At 64.0% G+C, this 17,307-nt stretch carries 22 protein-coding genes; 17 read left to right on the top strand and 5 right to left on the bottom strand.

The annotated features are described in order from the left end of the window. Window positions 1-15: 15 nt before the first annotated feature. On the bottom strand, window positions 16-1,452 hold the full coding sequence (locus tag ACUJ47_RS08965; RefSeq protein ID WP_445538059.1) for an MFS transporter: 1,437 nt from the start codon (window positions 1,450-1,452) through the stop codon (window positions 16-18). A gap of 211 nt (window positions 1,453-1,663) precedes the next feature. On the opposite strand from ACUJ47_RS08965, the gene ACUJ47_RS08960 reads away from it, so the two are divergent. From ACUJ47_RS08960 to ACUJ47_RS08945, 4 genes are read left to right on the top strand one after another with little or no spacing between them, the layout of a single operon-like run. After that, window positions 1,664-2,842: an acyl-CoA dehydrogenase family protein gene (locus tag ACUJ47_RS08960; RefSeq protein ID WP_445538058.1), complete on the top strand. Its 1,179-nt coding sequence runs from the start codon at window positions 1,664-1,666 to the stop codon at window positions 2,840-2,842. Between the two features lie 3 nt (window positions 2,843-2,845). Beyond that, window positions 2,846-3,985 carry an acyl-CoA dehydrogenase family protein gene (locus tag ACUJ47_RS08955; protein ID WP_445538057.1) on the top strand — a complete coding sequence of 380 codons (1,140 nt, stop codon included), beginning with the start codon at window positions 2,846-2,848 and terminating at the stop codon, window positions 3,983-3,985. 16 nt (window positions 3,986-4,001) lie between these two features. Further along, the gene (locus tag ACUJ47_RS08950) at window positions 4,002-4,808 is read left to right on the top strand and encodes an SDR family NAD(P)-dependent oxidoreductase (protein ID WP_445538881.1); all 807 of its coding nucleotides are present in this window, start codon (window positions 4,002-4,004) and stop codon (window positions 4,806-4,808) included. A 14-nt stretch (window positions 4,809-4,822) separates the two neighbouring features. Then, window positions 4,823-5,704: an SMP-30/gluconolactonase/LRE family protein gene (locus tag ACUJ47_RS08945; protein WP_445538056.1), complete on the top strand. Its 882-nt coding sequence runs from the start codon at window positions 4,823-4,825 to the stop codon at window positions 5,702-5,704. Here the strand turns inward: ACUJ47_RS08945 and ACUJ47_RS08940 are convergent. From ACUJ47_RS08940 to ACUJ47_RS08930, 3 genes are all read right to left on the bottom strand, one after another. Next, a complete protein-coding gene (locus ACUJ47_RS08940) occupies window positions 5,701-6,987 on the bottom strand; it encodes a SulP family inorganic anion transporter (protein ID WP_445538055.1) in 1,287 nt (428 codons plus the stop codon). The two genes, ACUJ47_RS08945 and ACUJ47_RS08940, sit on opposite strands and share 4 nt — an antisense overlap. 82 nt (window positions 6,988-7,069) lie before the next feature. Next, complete coding sequence (gene gmk, locus ACUJ47_RS08935) at window positions 7,070-7,717, bottom strand: guanylate kinase (protein WP_445538054.1); 648 nt, start codon at window positions 7,715-7,717, stop codon at window positions 7,070-7,072. A 58-nt stretch (window positions 7,718-7,775) separates the two neighbouring features. Next, complete coding sequence (locus ACUJ47_RS08930) at window positions 7,776-8,273, bottom strand: SspB family protein (RefSeq protein WP_445538053.1); 498 nt, start codon at window positions 8,271-8,273, stop codon at window positions 7,776-7,778. Window positions 8,274-8,389: 116 nt separating this feature from the next. Between ACUJ47_RS08930 and hisB the strand changes: the two genes are divergently transcribed. The 12 genes from hisB to pal all read left to right on the top strand — a co-directional run bounded on the left by hisB (window position 8,390) and on the right by pal (window position 16,433). Further along, the gene (hisB, locus tag ACUJ47_RS08925) at window positions 8,390-8,983 is read left to right on the top strand and encodes an imidazoleglycerol-phosphate dehydratase HisB (protein WP_445538052.1); all 594 of its coding nucleotides are present in this window, start codon (window positions 8,390-8,392) and stop codon (window positions 8,981-8,983) included. 2 nt (window positions 8,984-8,985) lie between these two features. Next, entirely contained in the window at window positions 8,986-9,618 is a 633-nt protein-coding gene (hisH, locus tag ACUJ47_RS08920; RefSeq protein WP_445538051.1) for an imidazole glycerol phosphate synthase subunit HisH, read from the top strand. Further along, window positions 9,615-10,346: a 1-(5-phosphoribosyl)-5-[(5-phosphoribosylamino)methylideneamino]imidazole-4-carboxamide isomerase gene (hisA, locus tag ACUJ47_RS08915; RefSeq protein ID WP_445538050.1), complete on the top strand. Its 732-nt coding sequence runs from the start codon at window positions 9,615-9,617 to the stop codon at window positions 10,344-10,346. Before hisH ends, hisA begins: the two co-directional genes overlap by 4 nt. Then, window positions 10,343-11,107, top strand: coding sequence for an imidazole glycerol phosphate synthase subunit HisF (hisF, locus tag ACUJ47_RS08910; RefSeq protein WP_445538049.1), 765 nt, complete (start codon window positions 10,343-10,345; stop codon window positions 11,105-11,107). Before hisA ends, hisF begins: the two co-directional genes overlap by 4 nt. 14 nt (window positions 11,108-11,121) lie before the next feature. Then, on the top strand, window positions 11,122-11,436 hold the full coding sequence (locus tag ACUJ47_RS08905; RefSeq protein WP_445538048.1) for a phosphoribosyl-ATP diphosphatase: 315 nt from the start codon (window positions 11,122-11,124) through the stop codon (window positions 11,434-11,436). Then, window positions 11,436-11,816, top strand: coding sequence for a histidine triad nucleotide-binding protein (locus tag ACUJ47_RS08900; RefSeq protein ID WP_354144102.1), 381 nt, complete (start codon window positions 11,436-11,438; stop codon window positions 11,814-11,816). The genes ACUJ47_RS08905 and ACUJ47_RS08900 overlap by 1 nt, the downstream gene beginning before the upstream one ends. Before the next feature lie 77 nt (window positions 11,817-11,893). Next, window positions 11,894-12,361 carry a YbgC/FadM family acyl-CoA thioesterase gene (locus ACUJ47_RS08895; protein ID WP_445538047.1) on the top strand — a complete coding sequence of 156 codons (468 nt, stop codon included), beginning with the start codon at window positions 11,894-11,896 and terminating at the stop codon, window positions 12,359-12,361. Continuing rightward, a complete protein-coding gene (gene tolQ / locus ACUJ47_RS08890; protein WP_445538046.1) occupies window positions 12,358-13,059 on the top strand; it encodes a protein TolQ in 702 nt (233 codons plus the stop codon). The genes ACUJ47_RS08895 and tolQ overlap by 4 nt, the downstream gene beginning before the upstream one ends. 148 nt (window positions 13,060-13,207) lie before the next feature. After that, a complete protein-coding gene (locus tag ACUJ47_RS08885) occupies window positions 13,208-13,654 on the top strand; it encodes an ExbD/TolR family protein (protein ID WP_445538045.1) in 447 nt (148 codons plus the stop codon). A 14-nt stretch (window positions 13,655-13,668) separates the two neighbouring features. Next, the gene (locus ACUJ47_RS08880; RefSeq protein WP_445538044.1) at window positions 13,669-14,448 is read left to right on the top strand and encodes an energy transducer TonB; all 780 of its coding nucleotides are present in this window, start codon (window positions 13,669-13,671) and stop codon (window positions 14,446-14,448) included. After that, window positions 14,445-15,848 (top strand): Tol-Pal system beta propeller repeat protein TolB, encoded by a 1,404-nt coding sequence (gene tolB, locus ACUJ47_RS08875; protein WP_445538043.1) that lies wholly within the window; start codon window positions 14,445-14,447, stop codon window positions 15,846-15,848. Before ACUJ47_RS08880 ends, tolB begins: the two co-directional genes overlap by 4 nt. A gap of 66 nt (window positions 15,849-15,914) precedes the next feature. Then, window positions 15,915-16,433 carry a peptidoglycan-associated lipoprotein Pal gene (gene pal, locus ACUJ47_RS08870; RefSeq protein WP_445538042.1) on the top strand — a complete coding sequence of 173 codons (519 nt, stop codon included), beginning with the start codon at window positions 15,915-15,917 and terminating at the stop codon, window positions 16,431-16,433. On the opposite strand, the gene ACUJ47_RS08865 is transcribed toward pal, so the two are convergent. Beyond that, window positions 16,430-16,600, bottom strand: coding sequence for a hypothetical protein (locus ACUJ47_RS08865; protein WP_445538041.1), 171 nt, complete (start codon window positions 16,598-16,600; stop codon window positions 16,430-16,432). The two genes, pal and ACUJ47_RS08865, sit on opposite strands and share 4 nt — an antisense overlap. 171 nt (window positions 16,601-16,771) lie before the next feature. On the opposite strand from ACUJ47_RS08865, the gene ACUJ47_RS08860 reads away from it, so the two are divergent. After that, window positions 16,772-17,305: a J domain-containing protein gene (locus ACUJ47_RS08860; RefSeq protein ID WP_445538040.1), complete on the top strand. Its 534-nt coding sequence runs from the start codon at window positions 16,772-16,774 to the stop codon at window positions 17,303-17,305. The last annotated feature ends 2 nt before the right edge of the window (window positions 17,306-17,307 follow it).

The following is a 17,307-nucleotide window of genomic DNA, read 5'->3' as shown; positions in this document are numbered from 1 at the left end:
CTCATTTGTGCTGTCTCATGGCGTTATCGCATGGGCATCGGGGTCGGCGCGAGCGGCGGCATCGAGCACGGCGAGCCGCGCTTCGTGCTCTTCGCGTCCGATAGGGAAACGGCCCAACCAGTAAGCGGCGAAGATCGCCAGCACCGCTGCCGCGCCGCAATATAGCAGGATCATATGCGCGATGATCGATTCGGGCACGGCGCCGGGCTGCGCATCGAATGGCAGCTGCGATGCAGCGATGATCTGCCCGGTCATGAAGATGCCGAGGCCCGTTGCGCATTTCTGCACCAGCCAGTTGCCCGAATAGAAAGCGCCTTCGGCCCGGCGCCCGGTCTTCTCAAGATAGGCTTCCACGATCTCCGCGATCATCGACGAGGCCGAGATCATCACCACGATCCCCATGGTGTTGGCCAGCAAATGCAGCCCCAAATAGAGCAGGGTCGATGGCCAGGTGCCGACTGCGGGCCAAATCCCGGCCAGCAGCAGCACGTAAGGGACCAGGAACAGGACAAGCGAAGACAGCATCGCAACCGCGGCGCTCTTTGGCTTGCCAAGCCTCCGGTGCATCGGGCTGACGATGAAGAACATCAGCACCACGGAAAGGAACAGCACGCCGGGATAGGCGGTGAGCGCAGTGCGATCGAACTGCCAGACGAAGACATTGAGGTAATTGGTGATCGAAAAGCTCATCCCCTGGCTTACATAGGCCGCCAACCCGCCCAGTGCGAAGATGATGAAGGCGCGTTCGCGGAAGGCTTCGACGATCTCCGAAAAGGCGGCCTTGAACGAAAAGGGCGGTGGCTTTTGGGCGGGGTAATGCGCAACCAGGCTGTGCTGCCCCAGCGCCGATCCGATCACCGATACGGCCATCAGGATCGCACCGAAAATGCCGAATGCGGCATAGCCGTCGCGCTGCAACAGGCCTTCGGGCCCCGGCATGAAAACGGTATAGGCCAGCACCATCATCAATATGCCGCCGGTCCAGCCCGACAGATATCGATAGCGGAACAGCGTGGTGCGCTCGTCATAGTCATTGGTGATTTCGGGCAGCAGCGAAACCGATGGCACTTCGCAGGCGGAAAGCAGCAAGCGCACCACCACTGCAATGCCAAGCAGGCCAAGGAAGCTGGGTGGCTCCGCGCCGGGCGGCGACCACAGCGCAATCCATGCGAAAGCCAGCGGGATCGGCGCGAGGTAGAGCCATGGCAGGCGTCGGCCCCAGCGCGAATAGGTGCGATCCGACAGATTGCCGAGGATCGGGTCGACCACGGCATCGACCAGCAGCGCCACGAGCAATGCCAGGCTCACGACTCCGGCATCCATGCCGAGCACCTGGTTGTAATAGAGCAGCAGGAAGAAGCTGAACCCCGAGTCCTTGACCCCGAAGGCGACCGCGCCGAAGCCGTGAATCAACTTCAGCCGCTGCGGCAAAGGGCCCCTGACAAGGCTCACCCTGCGGCACTCCGCAAGCTGCGAATCGGGGCGAATCTCTCCATCAGGCCACTCCCACGGCGTTGACGTTAGCGTAAGCGAAGCGTGCCCCGCGTCAACGCTGTACAGTCTGACGCTACGGCATTGCCACCTGTCACAACTGTGCTTGCGGCGCGGGTGCGAATCACCCTAACGTAAGCGTCAATCAGGAGACATGAGAGGAGAGTCGGACATGTCCGATCTGGAAGCCTTCCGCCAGGAAACACGCGCCTGGCTTGAAGCCAATTGCCCCGCCGAAATGCGCCAACCCGTCCGCGATGACGAGGACGTTTTCTGGGGTGGTCGCAAGGCCGTTTTCAAAAGCGACGCGCAAAAGGCATGGTTCGAGGCGTGCCGCGACAAGGGCTACACCGTTCCGGCCTGGCCCAAGGAATATGGCGGCGCCGGCCTGAGCCCGGCCGAAGCCAAGGTTCTGCGCGAGGAAATGGCAGCGATCAATGCGCGTCCGCCGCTCTCCAGCTTCGGCATCTGGATGCTGGGCCCGGCGCTGCTGCATTTCGGCACCGAAGGCCAGAAGAAGAAGTTCCTCAACGAGATCGCCCGCGGCGAAATCCGCTGGTGCCAGGGCTATTCGGAACCGGGCAGCGGTTCGGACCTCGTGTCGCTGCAGACCTATGGCGAGGACAAGGGCGACCACTGGATCGTCAACGGCCAGAAGATCTGGACCTCCTATGCCGACAAGGCCGACTGGATTTTCTGCCTCGTCCGGACCGACAAGGAGAACAAGTACCAGGGCATCACCTTCATGCTTTACGACATGGAGAGCCCGGGTGTTTCGACCAAGCCGATCCTGCTGATCAGCGGCAACAGCCCGTTCTGCGAAACCTTCTTCGACGATGTGAAGGTGCCCAAGTCCTATGGCGAGGACATCCCCGGCTATGTCGGCCAGATCAACCGCGGGTGGGACGTTGCCAAGTATCTGCTCGGCCACGAACGCGAAATGATCTCCGCCACCGGTGGCGGCGACCGGGCGACCTCGCTCGGCGCAGCGATGAGCCGCAACACCACGCTCGACCCGGTGCTGCGCGGCGAGATCGCGATGTTCGACGTCGATGCGCTGGCCTTCACCGCAATGAGCGAAAAGTTCCTCGACGAAATCAAGGTCGGCAAGGCACATCCGGCGCAGCCGAACATGATGAAATACGCCGGGACCGAGCTCAACAAGACGCGCAACGAGCTGGTCATGAGCGCCGGCGGCAGCCGCGCGCTCGAGTGGGACAGTGACGAAACCGAAGGCGGAAAGCCCGCCCGCAACTGGCTGCGGACCAAGGCGAACTCGATCGAAGGCGGGACGAGCGAAGTCATGCTCAACGTCATTTCCAAACGCATTCTCGACCTGCCGGGAGCCTGATCCATGCCTCTGTATCATAACGAAGACCAGGCCATGCTGGCCGAAACCGCGAGCCAGTTCATGGCTGACGAAGGCGCGATCGCGAAGCAGTTGCGCCATTGGCGCGACCGCGAATGCAAGGATGGCTTCGGCCACGCGCTGTGGAAGCAAATGGGCGAACTCGGCTTCACCGGCATATTGGTGAGCGAGGAAGACGGCGGGCTCGGCATGGGTCATGTCGAAGCGGGCATCGTGCTCGAAGAGATTGGCCGCAACCTCACCCCTTCGCCTTTCCTTACCAGCTCGGTACTGGCGGCAACCGCACTCGGCCATGCCAGCGCCGACCTGCGCGGGCGCTATTTGCCCGGCCTGGTTTCGGGCGACAGCGTCTTTGCCGTCGCGGTTGACGAAGGCCCGAAGCACCGCCCCGAACGCATCGCCTGCAAGGCCGAACGTTCGGGCAATGGCTTCAAGCTCTCAGGCAAGAAGGATTTCGTAGTTCACGGCGCCAGCGCCGACATGATCGTCGTCGCCGCGCGCACTTCGGGCAGCGATGGCGATGCGGACGGCGTCACGCTGTTTGCGGTTCCCAAGGATGCCGCCGGGATGAGCCATGACGCGGTGCGGCTGGTCGACAGCTCGATCGCGACGCACACGACGTTCGACAATGTCGAACTCGACGGTGACGCGGTGATCGGCGAAGTCGATGGCGGGCGCGAAGTGCTCAATACCCTGCTGATGGCGGGCCGCGTCGGGGCCGCCGCCGAAGGCGTGGGCGTGGCTCGCGGTGCGATGGACATGACTGTCGAATACCTGAGGCAGCGCAAGCAGTTCGGCCGGTTGATCGGCGAATTCCAGGCGCTGCAGCATCGCGCTGCGCATCTCTATTCCGAAGTCGAAATCGCTCGCGCTGCTGTGATCAAGGCGCAGCAATTGCTCGACGCGGGCAGCGAAAAGGCCGAGCTGATGGTTTCCGTCGCCAAGGCCAAGGTCGCCAAGACCGCCGGTCTTTCGGTGCGGGAAGGCGTGCAGATGCACGGCGGCATCGGCATGACCGACGAATATGACATCGGCCTCTACATGAAGCGCGACCGCGCGCTGCAGGAGTTCCTGGGCGATGCCTATTACCATGCCAACCGCGTCGCCGAACTGAGCGGATATTGAGGAGGACGGGCAGATGATGAATCTCAAGGAACTGTTCGGTCTCGAGGGACGTGTCGCCCTGGTAACCGGGGGCAGCCGCGGCATCGGCAAGATGATCGTCGAAGGCCTGCTCGAAGCCGGATGCGAACGCGTCTATATCGTCGCTCGCAAAAAGGAGCAGGTCGACGAGACGTCGGCGGAGCTGGGCGACAAGGTTATCGGCCTTGTCGGCGATTTGAGCCAGATGGACGGCATCAAGCAGCTCGCCGATGAGCTGGCCAGTCGCGAAGACAAGCTCGACCTGCTGGTGAACAATGCGGGTGCCGCCTGGGGCGAGCCGTTCGAGGAATTCACCGAAGCGGGCTGGGACCGCACGATGGACCTCAACGTCAAGACGCCGTTCTTCCTCACGCAGAAACTGTTCCCGCTGCTCAAGGCGGCAGGGACGCCTGAACGCCCGGCGAAGGTACTGATGATCTCGTCGATCGACGGGATGAAGTCGAACCCCTGGCCGACCTATCCCTATCAGGCTTCGAAGGCCGGGCTGATCCACTTGACCCGCCGCCTCGCAGCCGAGCTGATCAAGGATAATATCGTCGTCAATGGCATCGGCCCGGGGGCTTTCCCGAGCGCGATGAACCGTGCGGCGCGCGACAATCCCGAAGCTTCGGCGCGCGGGATTCCGTCGCGCCGTGTCGGCGTGACCGAAGATATGGCGGCAGGCGCGATCTACCTGCTCAGCCGGGCGGGCGATTACGTAGTCGGCACGACGATCCCGATCGACGGCGGCGTGGTCAACGCCAATATTGGCGCGGGCAATTTCGTCGATCCTTCGGGCCGCTGACCATGGCCGGGCCGGTGCGAACCCTCGCTGAAGGCGTGTACTTCGGGGAGGGACCGCGCTGGCATGGCGGCCGGTTGTGGTACTCCGACTTTTACGCGCACCGGGTCTGCTCGGTATCGCTTGAGGGCGACGTTCGGACTGAGCTTGAGCTCGAAGGCCGACCCTCGGGGCTCGGCTGGTTGCCCGACGGATCGCTGCTGGTGGTGCGGATGGAGCTACGCCAGGTCTGGCGGCGCTGGCCCGATGGGCGCTTCCAGTTCCATGCCGATCTGGCGAACCATTCGGTGTTTCTCTGCAACGACATGGTCGTGGACGCACAAGGCCGCGCCTATGTCGGCAATTTCGGTTTCGACCTCGATACCGAAATGCATGCGCGCGGCCCCGAAAGCGTGCTCGCCGAACACCCCCAGACGTGCCTTGCACTGGTGCAGCCCGACGGCACGGTTTCCGATGCCGCGCCGGGCGAGAAATTCAGCTTTCCCAATGGCATGGTGATCACGCCTGACGGCAAGACCCTGATCGTAGCGGAAACGCTGGGCGGGCGGCTCACCGTGCTCGACATCGGGCCCGATGGCGCATTGTCGAACCGGCGCGAATGGGCGCCGACAGCTCCGCGCGTGCCCGACGGTATCTGCCTCGATGCCGAAGGTGCAGTATGGATCAGCAACCCGCTCGGCCCAGAATGCGTACGCATCGGAGCAGGCGGCAAAGTGCTCGAAGTCATCGAGACGGGCGGCCTGCCCAGCTATGCCTGCATGCTCGGCGGGCCGCAGGGGCGGCACCTGTTCATCCTGGTTGCGCCCACCTCCGATGCTGAAGCCGCGGCCAGGGAGCCGCTGGGCAAGATATTGGTGACAGAGGTCGAAACGGCGCGCGCGGACATCCGCGCCTACTAATCGTCCCGGTCGTTCCCGCCCCATCGGAAGGGCGTGTGCCAGCGCGGCGCGGAAACTTCGCCGCGCGACAGGCGTAGCGCGAGACCAATCATCGTGCCCACGCAGATCGCGATCGTCAGGTCTGCCAGCACTGTGAGTAGGGCGGTCATCAGCAGCAGCGCCAAATCCGCCCTGGGCAGGCGCAGCCGCTCGGGCCAGCGATGCGGCTCGCTCATGGTCCATGCGGTCACAACCAGCAACCCGGCCAGCGCGGGCAAGGCCAGTGCTCCAGCCAAGGGCGCTGCGACCACGATCGCCAGCAGGATCGCGAGCGCATGGACAATCCCCGCTACCGGAGTGCGGCCTCCGGCGTTGACGTTGGTCGCGGTGCGCGCGATCGCTCCTGTGGCGGGCAAGCCTCCGAACAGCGGCGCTGCGACATTGGCCGCGCCTTGCGCGATCAGTTCTGCATTCGATCGATGCGCACTCCCGATCATTCGGTCAGCCACCATCGCCGACAGCAGCGATTCGATCCCGGCGAGGAAGGCAATCACCAGCGCCGAAGGCAGCAGCTCGACCAGAAGCGCGGAACTGATCTCGGGAAGTTCGGGTGTGGGCAAGCCGTGCGGCAAGGCGCCATAGCGGCCCGCGACCGTCTCGATCGAAGGAACCGCCAACGCGGCAATCGCGCTCGCGCCAGCCACGACAAGCACCAGCCAGGGTATTCGCGGTGCCAGCTTGCGCAGGCCGATGATGGCGAGGATGCAGGCAACGCCCAGCGCGAGCGATCCCGTGTCCACCGTGCCGCGCATCTCCCACAGGCCTTGCAGCTTGGGCAGGAAATCGGCGGGCAGGCTGGCGCCGGTCATACCCGCCAGGTCCTTGAGCTGGCTCACCGCGATCACCACAGCGATGCCGATGGTGAAGCCTTCGATCACCGGCTCGGGCACGTGGCGGATCAGCTGGCCTGCCTTGAGAAAGCCTGCGCACAGCAGGATCACGCCCGCCATCAGCGTGGCGAGGAGCAGGCCATTGTAGCCATGGTCATGGATCACACCATAGACCACCACGATGAAGGCGCCGGTCGGCCCGCCGATCTGGACGCGGCTGCCGCCGAGCGCGGAGATCAGGAATCCCGCCACGACGGCCGTCACCAGCCCCGCGGCGGGCGGCGCCCCGGAAGCGATTGCAATGGCGATGCTCAGCGGCAGCGCGACCAGCGCCACGGTGATCCCCGCGAGCGTGTCCGCCCCTAGCTGGCGCCAGGAATAATCGCGCATGGTGGTGAGGATTTTAGGCTTCACGCCTTCAGCGTAACGCCGCAAGGGCAGAGATACAGCAGAATTCCGTCGCGTGGCCGACCGGAGCAGCCCCGAACGATGCTTTTTAGCCCATCAGCCCGCGCACGAAAGGGATCAGCCCGGTCTGGCGCTGGCGTTTCATCCGTTCGGCATGGAGGATTTCGCGCACCTTGTCGAAGCACAGCTGGACATCGTCATTGATCACGACATAGTCGTAACCGTCCCAGTGGCTGATCTCGGCGCGGGCGCGCTCCATCCGGCTTTCGATCACCTCGGCGCTGTCGGTCGCGCGTGTTTCCAGCCGCCGGCGCAGTTCCTCGAGGCTGGGCGGCAGGATGAACACCCGAGCCACGTCCTGCTGGTCCTTCTGGAAGAGCTGCTGCGTGCCTTGCCAGTCGATGTCGAACAGAAAGTCCTGCCCTTCCTTCAGCGCGGCGCGGATGCGCCCCTTTGGCGTTCCGTAGCGGTGGCCGAAGACATGCGCCCATTCGTAGAAATCGTCTTCCTCGATCATCCGGTCGAATTCGACATCGTCGACGAAGTGGTAATGCACCCCTTCCACTTCGCCTGGGCGCGGAGTGCGGGTGGTGACCGAGACCGAGAGCTTTAGCTCGCTGTCGGCGGCCAGCAGCATGCGCGAGATCGTCGTCTTGCCAGCGCCCGAGGGCGACGACAGGATGAACATCAAGCCGCGGCGTTGCAGCGCATCGATCTTTTCGGGTTGGTCGGCCATGTGCGCTGTTGGCGCAAAGCGGGGTCAGGAATCAAGTGCGCTGCAATGCGCAATCGACCTATTTCTTGCGTCCGAAATCCACTGTGACCACGTTCGAGCCATCATCCCCGCCTTTGGTCGGGCCGTCGCCATCCGGCTCGTCATTCTCGGCATTTTCGTGCGCTTCGGGCTCCATGTCGGGCACAGTGGCCTGGAACTGTAGCCCGAAATCGACTGCGGGATCGACGAAGGCGGTGATCGCACCGAAGGGAATCGAGAGCTTTGCGGGGATCTGGTTGAAGCTCAGCCCCACCGAGAAACCGTCCTCGCCCACCTGCAGGTCCCAGAACTTGTTCTGCAGCACGATCGTCATCTCGTCGGGAAAGCGCTCGCGCAATTGCGGCGGGATCGAGACGCCTGCCGCGCCGGTCTTGAAAGTGATGTAGAAATGGTGGTTGCCCGGCAAATCGCCGCCCGACTGGGCAACTTCGCCCAGCACACGACCGACCACGGCGCGCAGGGCTTCCTGCACGATCTCGTCATAGGGGATCAGGCTGTCGGGCGTATCGTCACTCATGGCTGATAGGTGGCGCTGCACGCAGCGCTGGTCAAGCAACAATCGCTTGGTACGCGAGGAGATTATTGCGGCGCAGCAATGCTTGCGCGCTCGCAGCAAGCGCCTATAGCGCCACTATGCGCACAGGCAGCATAGAGCGAAACACCGCCGAAACCGCGATCCGTATCGAGGTGAACCTTGACGGGACGGGCCGCTATGACGTTTCCACCGGGATCGGCTTCCTCGATCACATGGTCGAACAGTTTGCCAAGCATTCGCTGATCGACGTGACCATGAAGGTGACTGGCGATCTCCATGTCGACCAGCATCACACAACGGAAGACAGCGCGCTGGCGCTGGGCCAGGCGATCCTGCAGGCGCTTGGCGACAAGGCCGGGATCGGCCGCTATGGCAGCGCCTATTCGCCGATGGACGAAACGCTGGCGCGGGTGTCGCTCGACATTTCGGGGCGGCCCTATCTGGTCTGGAAGGCCGGGTTCACGCAGGAGCGGCTGGGCGAATGGGACACCGAGCTGATCGAGCACTGGTTCCACTCGATCGCGCAGACGGCCGGCATCACGCTGCATGTCGAGCTGCTCTACGGCACCAACAATCACCACATCTGCGAAAGCATCTACAAGGGGTTTGCCCGGGCGATGCGCGTCGCGGTGGAGCGGGACCCGCGCAAGGGCGAGGCGATCCCGAGCACCAAGGGGCAGTTGGGCGGCTAATCATGGCTGAAGCCTTGGCCCTGATCGATTACGGCGCGGGCAACCTTCATTCGGTCTATAATGCCTTGAAGGCTGCCGGGGCGGAGCATGTCGCGGTAACTTCCGATCCAAAACTGGTGCGAGGTGCCCAGCGGATCGTGCTGCCGGGCGTGGGCAGCTTTAAGGCGTGTGCCAAGGGGCTGCGCGCGATCCCCGGCATGGTCGAAGCGCTGCAGCAGCGCGTGATCGGCGACGCCGTGCCCTTCCTCGGCATTTGCGTCGGCATGCAATTGCTGGCGACCCGCGGGCTGGAACATGGCGCGACCCGCGGGCTCGGCTGGATCGAAGGCGAGGTACATCTGATCGAACCCGCCGATCCGTCGATCAAGGTGCCCCATATGGGCTGGAACGACGTCGCGTTGCTGCCGCATGCGCGCAATCACCCGGTGCTGGAGGAAGGCGAGGCCTATTTCCTCCATTCCTACCACTTCGAGGCAAGCGACGGGCATGAAGTGGCTGCAATGACTGACCACGGCGAAGGGCTGGTGGCCGCTGTCGCGAAAGACAACATGATCGGGGTGCAGTTCCATCCGGAGAAGAGCCAGGCCTATGGGCTGGCGACGCTCGAGCGTTTCCTCAATTGGGATCCGAAATGATCATCTTTCCTGCCATCGACCTCAAGGGCGGCGAAGTGGTGCGGTTGGCCGAAGGCGATATGGCGCGCGCCACGGTCTATGGCGACAATCCCGCGGCGCAGGCCCTGCTGTTCGCAGATGCTGGCGCGCAGCACCTGCATGTGGTCGATCTCGACGGGTCGTTTGCAGGTGAGAGCCGCAACCGCGAAGCGGTGGAAGCGATCGTCGAAGCCTTTCCGGGCTACGTCCAGCTTGGCGGCGGTATCCGCACGCCCGAGGCGGTCGAGTTCTGGTTCGATCTTGGCGTGGCGCGCGTGGTGATGGGATCGGCCGCGCTCAAGGACCCGGAATTCGTCAAGGACATGGCGCGCGAGTTCGAAGGCGGGATCGTGGTCGCGGTCGACGCGAAGGACGGGATGGTCGCGACCGAAGGCTGGGCCGAAGTGTCGGACGTGCCGGTGGTCGATCTGGCGCGCCGCTTCGAGGATGCGGGCGTCGCCAGCCTGCTGTTCACCGACATCGGGCGCGACGGGCTGCTGAAGGGTGCGAATATCGAAGCGACAGTTGACCTTGCACGGCGGGTCGACATTCCCGTTATCGCGAGTGGCGGAGTGAAGGGCCTCGACGATATCCATGTCCTCTCGCTCCATGCGCATGAGGGGATCGAAGGCGTCATCACCGGCCGCGCGCTCTACGAAGGGCGCCTCGACCTCGCAGCGGCGATTGCGATGGCGGGGCGGGTGGCATGACCGTCCGTATCCGCGTAATTCCCTGCCTCGACGTTGCCGATGGGCGCGTGGTCAAGGGCGTGAACTTTGTCGACCTCAAGGACGCGGGCGATCCGGTCGAACAAGCCAAGGCCTATGACGAAGCGGGTGCGGACGAGCTCTGCTTCCTCGACATCTCCGCCAGCCACGAAGGGCGCGGGACCTTGCTCGATATCGTGCGCCGAACGGCGGAAGTCTGCTTCATGCCGCTCACCGTCGGCGGCGGGGTGCGCAGCGCCGATGATGCGCGCGCGCTGCTGCTCGCGGGCGCAGACAAGGTCGCGGTCAATTCCGCGGCGGTCGCCCGGCCCGAACTGGTCGCGGACATTGCCGCGAAATTCGGCAGCCAGTGCATGGTCGCCAGTGTCGATGCGCGGCGGACCGCGCCGGGTGAATGGGAGATATTTACTCACGGCGGGCGAAAGCCGACCGGCATCGACGCGGTCGGGCACGCAGTGCGGCTGGCGGAACTCGGTGCGGGCGAACTGCTCGTTACTTCGATGGACGGTGACGGTACGCAGGCCGGCTATGACCTCGAACTCACCCGCACCATCGCCGATGCGGTGAGTGTGCCGGTGGTTGCCAGCGGCGGAGTGGGGAATTTGCAGCACCTCGTCGAAGGGGTGACCCTGGGCCATGCCAGCGCAGTGCTCGCGGCCTCGATCTTTCACTTCGGCACCTATTCGATCTCGCAAGCGCATGCCGCGCTGCGTGCGGCGGGCTTGCCGGCGCGCGGCGTATGAGCGAAAGCAGGCGCATGGATACTCTGACCCGACTGGAACAAATTATCGCCTCGCGGCGCGGCGCTTCGCCCGAAAGCAGTTATGTCGCGAAGCTCAACGCCGCGGGCCTTCCCAAGATTGCGCAGAAGCTGGGCGAGGAAGCGACCGAAGCGGTGATCGCCGCGCTCTCCGGCAGCCGGCAGGAACTGGTCGGCGAGAGCGCCGATGTGCTGTTCCACCTGCTGGTGCTGCTCGGCGCGAAGGATATTCCGCTGGCCGACGTGCTGGCCGAGCTTGACCGGCGCGAGGGCGTTTCGGGTTTGGACGAAAAAGCCTCACGGAGCGAATAATGCCGATCGACGCGACCCAGCCCTATGATGACAACAATATCTTCGCGAAGATCCTGCGCGGGGAGATTCCCTCTGCGAAAGTCTATGAGGATGAATGGGCATACGCCTTCGAGGATATCAATCCGCAGGCGGCGATCCACACGCTCGTGATCCCCAAGGGGCGCTATGTCAGCTGGGACGATTTCTCGCAGCATGCCTCGGCCGAGGAAATCGCCGGTTTCATACGCGCGGTCGGTGAAGTGGCCCGCGCCAAGGGGCTGGTCGAACCCGGCTATCGCCTGCTCGCCAATATCGGCGGGCATGGCCATCAGGAAGTGCCGCATTTGCACGTCCATGTCTTCGGTGGGCATCCGCTGGGCCCGATGTTGCTGCGCAGGTAGCGTTTCATCGACAGATTGATTCAGTCCGTCTTTGGTCGCTTCCCTGCGATTCACGCATGCGCTAAGGCGCAGCGCGAATGAACCTACCTGTTTCCACTGGGCCCAATCCCCCCGGAGGCTGCTTCGACGGCGCGCGGCATCTGTATGCCGTGCGGGTCTATTACGAAGACACCGATCTTTCGGGCATCACCTATCACGCGAACTACCTTCGCTGGTTCGAGCGTGCGCGCAGCGACCTGCTGAGGATGCTGGAGATCGACCAGCGCGCCGCGATCGAAGCGGGCGAAGGCGCCTATGCGGTGTCGGAGATCAATCTCAAATACTTGCGCCCCGCCAGGCTAGATGACGATGTGGTCTTGGAAACCACCTGCACCGAGCTTGGCGCTGCCAGTTGCCGCATGCACCAGCGGGCATGGCGCGGCGACGAATTGCTGGCCGAAGCGAATTTGCGCGTTGGCTTCATCACTCCCGATGGCCGCCCACGTCGCCAGCCCGACGCTTGGCGTGCCGCATTCCGGAATTTCATGGAAGACTTCCCCGCATGACCATTACCCTGCTTTCCCTGATTGCCGCAGCGCCCACCAGGCTCAACCCGCTCGACCTGTTCCTGCAAGCGGACATCGTCGTGAAGACGGTGATGATCGGCCTGATCCTCGCCAGTCTCTGGGTGTGGACGATCATCGTCTCCTTCAGCATGCGCATGGGCAAGATCGAACGCCGCAGCCGCGAGTTCGAAGCCGATTTCTGGGATGCGGAGGAGTTGGACAGCCTCACCACCGGCCGCGCGCGCAAGGACCTGCCCTCGGCCCGGGTTGCTGCCGCAGGCGTCGCCGAATGGAAGCGCTCGACCCAGCACCCGCCGGTCGACCGCGAAGGTACGCGCCATCGGCTCGCCGGCGCGATGGAAAGCCAGGTCGCCAAGGAAGCGGACGATTTGTCCGAACGGCTCAATTTCCTCGCCACCGTCGGTTCGGTCGCGCCTTTCGTCGGCCTGTTCGGCACGGTCTGGGGCATCATGAACAGCTTCTTCCAGATTGGGATGCAGGAAAGCTCATCGCTCGCGGTGGTCGCGCCCGGCATTGCCGAGGCGCTGTTCGCCACGGCAATCGGCCTGTTCGCCGCGATCCCCGCGGTGATCGCCTACAACCGCTTCAGCCACCGCGTGAACCGCTATGAAGCGCGGCTGCAGCGCTTTGCCGACCGCTTCCATGCGGGGCTGAGCTTCGAGCTGGACAAGGCATAGTGTGCATGAACCGCCTCCGCTTCGCGTCGGCTTGCGCGGCTCCGGCCCGCTCCCCCGCCCAGCCACCCGATATGGTGGCAGGCAGGCTATCAAGTGGCTGGGCGGGGGAGCGGGCTGGCACCGTTTCCTCCCGACAGGGAGGTAAATAATGGCCATGAACCTCGCATCTTCGGGCAGGACATGGCGACGCAGCCGCCGCGCGCCAATGGCCGAGATCAACGTCACACCCTTCGTCGACGTGATGCTGGTGCTGCTGATCATCTTCATGGTCACCGCCCCGCTGCTTGCGTCGGGCGTGCCAGTAGAGCTGCCGGAAAGCCGGGCGAACCCGATCGACCAGACGCCCGACCAGGTGACGATCTCTATCGATTCCACGGGCACGATCTATGTCGACGACAAGCGCGTGCCTGCGGGCGCACTGCCCGAGGCGCTGGCCGCGATCGATCGCGGTGCTGACGGGCAAGGGCCGGTGATCGTGCTGCGCGGCGATCGCGGCCTGGCCTATGGCAGAGTGATGGCGGTGATGGGCGAACTCAACCGCGCGGGGTTCAACTCGATCTCGCTGGTCACCAACAGTTCAGTTTCGCCGCCATAATTCGGCAGGACATCATGGAAGCGACAGCACTGCGGAGGGAGGAAAAACTCGGCCTGGCGATTGCGCTGGGGCTGCACCTCATGCTCGCAGGCGTGCTGCTGTTCCAGCCGGGCCCGGGCGAAGGGCTCGAAGTGCCCGAACGCATGACGGTGAGCCTCGCGCCCGACGTTTCGCTGCGCTCGACATCGCCCGATCCGGTTGCCGAAAGCCGTGCTTCCATGGCGCCGGTCGTTGCCGAAGAGGCGCAGGCGCCGGTCGAGCAACCCAAACAGCCGGAGCGTGCGCGCGAACGCACGCCGGTCGACCAGGCGCCGCCTTCGCGCAATGCCCGCAACGCGGTGCGCGAAACCCCGCGCCAGCAGGCCGCTGAACAGCCGCGACAGGCCACCGGCACGCAGATTGGCGAGAACTTCCTTGAAGGTTCCGGTTCAAGCCGCACCAGCGACGATACGCGCATTCCGGCCAACGAAATCGGCGCGAGCGCCAAGGCGAGCATGATCCAGTCGATCTCGCGCCAGATTAAGCCGCATTGGAATGCACCCTCAGGCGTCGATGCCGAATTGCTGGTGACCGAGCTGGCATTCGAGCTCAATGAAGACGGCAGCCTGAAAGGGCGGCCGCGTGTGCTGCGCCAGTCAGGCATCAACGCCTCTAATCGCCCGCAGGCGAGCCTGCACGCCGAACGCGCGATCCGCGCAGTGCAACTTGCCGCGCCGTTCGACCTGCCTGCAGAGTATTACAACGCATGGAAGTCGATCCGCGGAGCCCGTTTCGATAGGAATTTGTCACGATGAAATATCTGCTCTTCGCCATTGCATTCGCCGCTGCGCCGCTCGCAGCGCAGAACCAGGATCTGGGCAGGCCGGTGGCCGAGGGCGGTCAGGTCGAGACGACCGGAACCGACGCTTCGGGTGAGGCTGCCGATGGTGGCCTGACCTTCACCGTAACCGACGAAAGCGACTGGGCAGATCTTGGGATCGCCATCCCCGGTTTTGCCGCCGATCGCGATGTGCCGACTCCTGCCAATGCCGATGGCACCGCGGCGCTCGGGCGCGAAATGGCGCGCGTGATCACCGCAAACCTCCAGAACAACGGGCTGTTCAAGCCGGTCGGGCCGAACAGCCTGCCGCAACCGACATTTGCCGAGATCACGTCGCCCAGCTGGGGCACGTGGCGCGGGCGCGGTGCGGAAATGCTGGTGCACGGCTATGTGCGGGCGCGGAGCGACGGGCGGCTGGTGGTCGGCTGTTACCTCTATGACGTTGCGCTGCAGGACGAGCTGGTGCGCGAGGGCTGGGTCGTGCCTCCGGCTGACTGGCGGCGTGCGGCGCACAAATGTTCGGACCTGATCTATGCGCGGCTGACTGGCGAAAGCCCGTTCTTCGACAGCCGCATCGCCTATATCGCCGAAACCGGGCCCAAGGACAGGCGCGTCAAGCGGCTCGCGATCATGGACAGCGACGGTGCCAACCACCGCTTCCTGACGCTGGGCAGCGCCACTGCGCTGACCCCGCGCTATTCGCCCGATTACAAGCGGCTGCTCTATCTCTCCTATGTCGACGGCAATCCGCGGCTCTATGTCTATGACATCGGCACCGGCCAGCAGACGCTGGTGACGCAAAGCAGCAATCCTACTTTCGCGCCGCGCTGGAGCCCCGACGGGCGCTACATCCTCTATTCGATGGCGGTAGCGGGCAATACCGACATCTATCGCGTTCCGGCGAGCGGCGGGCAGAGCGTTCGGTTGACCGATACGCCGGGGATCGACATCGGCGGTTCCTATTCGCCCGACGGCAGGCAGATCGTGTTCGAAAGCGACCGTTCGGGCAGCCAGCAATGCTATGTGATGAATGCCGACGGCACCAACCAGCGGCGCATCAGCTTTGGCGGCGGGCGTTGCGCCACGCCCGAATGGAGCCCGCGCGGCGACCAGATCGCCTTCACCCGCATCGCAGGCGATTTCAACATCGCGGTGATGAGCCCCAATGGACGCAATGTCCGTGCGCTCACCAACGGATGGCAGGATGAAGCCCCGACATGGGCGCCCAACGGGCGCATCATCCAGTTCTTCCGGACCGAGCGCAACACGGGCCGGTCATCGCTGTGGCAGGTCGACCTGACCGGCCGCAATGAAAGGAAATTGCCGACGCCGGTCGACGCGTCGGATCCGGCCTGGGGACCGATCCTCCCCTGAGGTATAAGAGACTAACAGCGGCCGCCCCTTCACAAAACGCGCGCCGCCCATCGAAAGGGAAGTATCATGAATATCGGAATGAAGACTGCGATGCTTCTGGCGGGCACGGCTGCCATGGCGGCCTGTGCCAAGAAAGCTCCGGAAGAACTGCCTCCGCCGCCGCCCTCCACCACCAGCACTCCGGTTCCCACGCCGGCGCCCACTCCCACCGGCCCGCGCGTCGGCAGCCAGGCGCATTTCGAAAATGCGGTCAACGGGCAGAACGTGATCTTTTTCGACACCGACCGTTTCAATATCGACAGCGAAGACTCGGCACGTTTGCAGACGCAGGCGCAGTATCTTTCGCGCTATCCGCAGGTTTCGATCACGATCGAAGGCCATGCCGACGAACGCGGCACGCGTGAATACAACCTCGCGCTGGGCGAGCGCCGCGCCAATGCGGCGAAGAATTTCCTCGTCAGCCTTGGCGTCAATGCGGGCCGCATCGCCACGGTCAGCTATGGCAAGGAACGCCCGGTGGCACTCGGCTCGAACGAGGAAGCCTGGGCGCGCAACCGTCGCGCTGTCAGCGTGGTGGTGAATTAATCGAGGAAGATCGACGGTCGCGGCAGGTCGAGAGCGGGGCTCTCGGCCTGCAAGCCTGCAAAGCCATTGCCGCTGGGCAGGCCCGAATGGTCCGGCGTGACGAACAGCGCCATCGCCGCCATGGCAAAGGTGGCGAAGCTGCTGGAAATGGCGAGTTGCTTGCTCATCGGGGGTCTCTCGGGCCGCGTCTAGCGCGCATATATTGACGAATTATTGCATTGCAACATTTCGTATCGAAACTGGTTCCCACATCTTCCAAACAATCGCAATCGTCCCTAGACTGATTGCCATGTGCGTCAGACGAACGACATGGCCGGCGATTTGCAGCAGGGGTGCCCATGCCTAAACCGCGCCGTTCGCTCGACTGGGGATTTCCGCGCTGGCGGGGCTATGGCAGCTCGCGCGAGGCGACCAGCGTGCGCCTGTGCGATCGGCATGGCTGCGACGAACCCGGCAATTGCCCTGCGCCCAAGGCGCCCAATAGCCCCGACCGGTGGTATTTCTGCCAGCAGCATGCGGCGGAATACAATTCGAAGTGGGACTATTTCGAGGGGCTCGACAAGGCCGAACGCGAAGAGCGCGCGCGCACCGAACGGCGCGACAATTCGGGCTATGCCGAAGCCTCGCACTACGGCTGGGCCGGCGCGGGCGACGGCAGCCGCAGTCAGGACGAAATGCGCGCGCTGGGCGTGCTCGAACTCGAAGCCGATGCCGATTTCGTCGCGATCAAGAAGGCGTGGCGCGAAAAGGCCAAGACAGTCCATCCGGATGTGAAGCCGGGCGACAAGGACGCTGCCGCAGAGTTTCAGAAGCTGCAGCTGGCCTATGAAGTGCTCAAAGCGGCGGAGGAACGCCGCGAATGGAAGGGTTAAGG

It is taken from the genome of Altererythrobacter sp. Z27 (assembly GCF_052683155.1).
This window is presented reverse-complemented; position numbering and strand designations above follow the sequence as displayed.

Coding starts and splice junctions, on each gene's coding strand:
- tolB (WP_445538043.1), top strand. CDS start 14,445: ATGAAATATCTGCTCTTCGCCATTGCATTCGCCGCTGCGCCGCTCGCA.
- ACUJ47_RS08900 (WP_354144102.1), top strand. CDS start 11,436: ATGCCGATCGACGCGACCCAGCCCTATGATGACAACAATATCTTCGCG.
- ACUJ47_RS08885 (WP_445538045.1), top strand. CDS start 13,208: ATGGCCATGAACCTCGCATCTTCGGGCAGGACATGGCGACGCAGCCGC.
- pal (WP_445538042.1), top strand. CDS start 15,915: ATGAATATCGGAATGAAGACTGCGATGCTTCTGGCGGGCACGGCTGCC.
- gmk (WP_445538054.1), bottom strand. CDS start 7,717: ATGGCCGACCAACCCGAAAAGATCGATGCGCTGCAACGCCGCGGCTTG.
- ACUJ47_RS08880 (WP_445538044.1), top strand. CDS start 13,669: ATGGAAGCGACAGCACTGCGGAGGGAGGAAAAACTCGGCCTGGCGATT.
- hisB (WP_445538052.1), top strand. CDS start 8,390: ATGCGCACAGGCAGCATAGAGCGAAACACCGCCGAAACCGCGATCCGT.
- ACUJ47_RS08950 (WP_445538881.1), top strand. CDS start 4,002: ATGAATCTCAAGGAACTGTTCGGTCTCGAGGGACGTGTCGCCCTGGTA.
- hisF (WP_445538049.1), top strand. CDS start 10,343: ATGACCGTCCGTATCCGCGTAATTCCCTGCCTCGACGTTGCCGATGGG.
- ACUJ47_RS08955 (WP_445538057.1), top strand. CDS start 2,846: ATGCCTCTGTATCATAACGAAGACCAGGCCATGCTGGCCGAAACCGCG.
- ACUJ47_RS08895 (WP_445538047.1), top strand. CDS start 11,894: ATGAACCTACCTGTTTCCACTGGGCCCAATCCCCCCGGAGGCTGCTTC.
- ACUJ47_RS08865 (WP_445538041.1), bottom strand. CDS start 16,600: ATGAGCAAGCAACTCGCCATTTCCAGCAGCTTCGCCACCTTTGCCATG.
- ACUJ47_RS08930 (WP_445538053.1), bottom strand. CDS start 8,273: ATGAGTGACGATACGCCCGACAGCCTGATCCCCTATGACGAGATCGTG.
- hisH (WP_445538051.1), top strand. CDS start 8,986: ATGGCTGAAGCCTTGGCCCTGATCGATTACGGCGCGGGCAACCTTCAT.
- hisA (WP_445538050.1), top strand. CDS start 9,615: ATGATCATCTTTCCTGCCATCGACCTCAAGGGCGGCGAAGTGGTGCGG.
- tolQ (WP_445538046.1), top strand. CDS start 12,358: ATGACCATTACCCTGCTTTCCCTGATTGCCGCAGCGCCCACCAGGCTC.
- ACUJ47_RS08905 (WP_445538048.1), top strand. CDS start 11,122: ATGGATACTCTGACCCGACTGGAACAAATTATCGCCTCGCGGCGCGGC.
- ACUJ47_RS08960 (WP_445538058.1), top strand. CDS start 1,664: ATGTCCGATCTGGAAGCCTTCCGCCAGGAAACACGCGCCTGGCTTGAA.
- ACUJ47_RS08860 (WP_445538040.1), top strand. CDS start 16,772: ATGCCTAAACCGCGCCGTTCGCTCGACTGGGGATTTCCGCGCTGGCGG.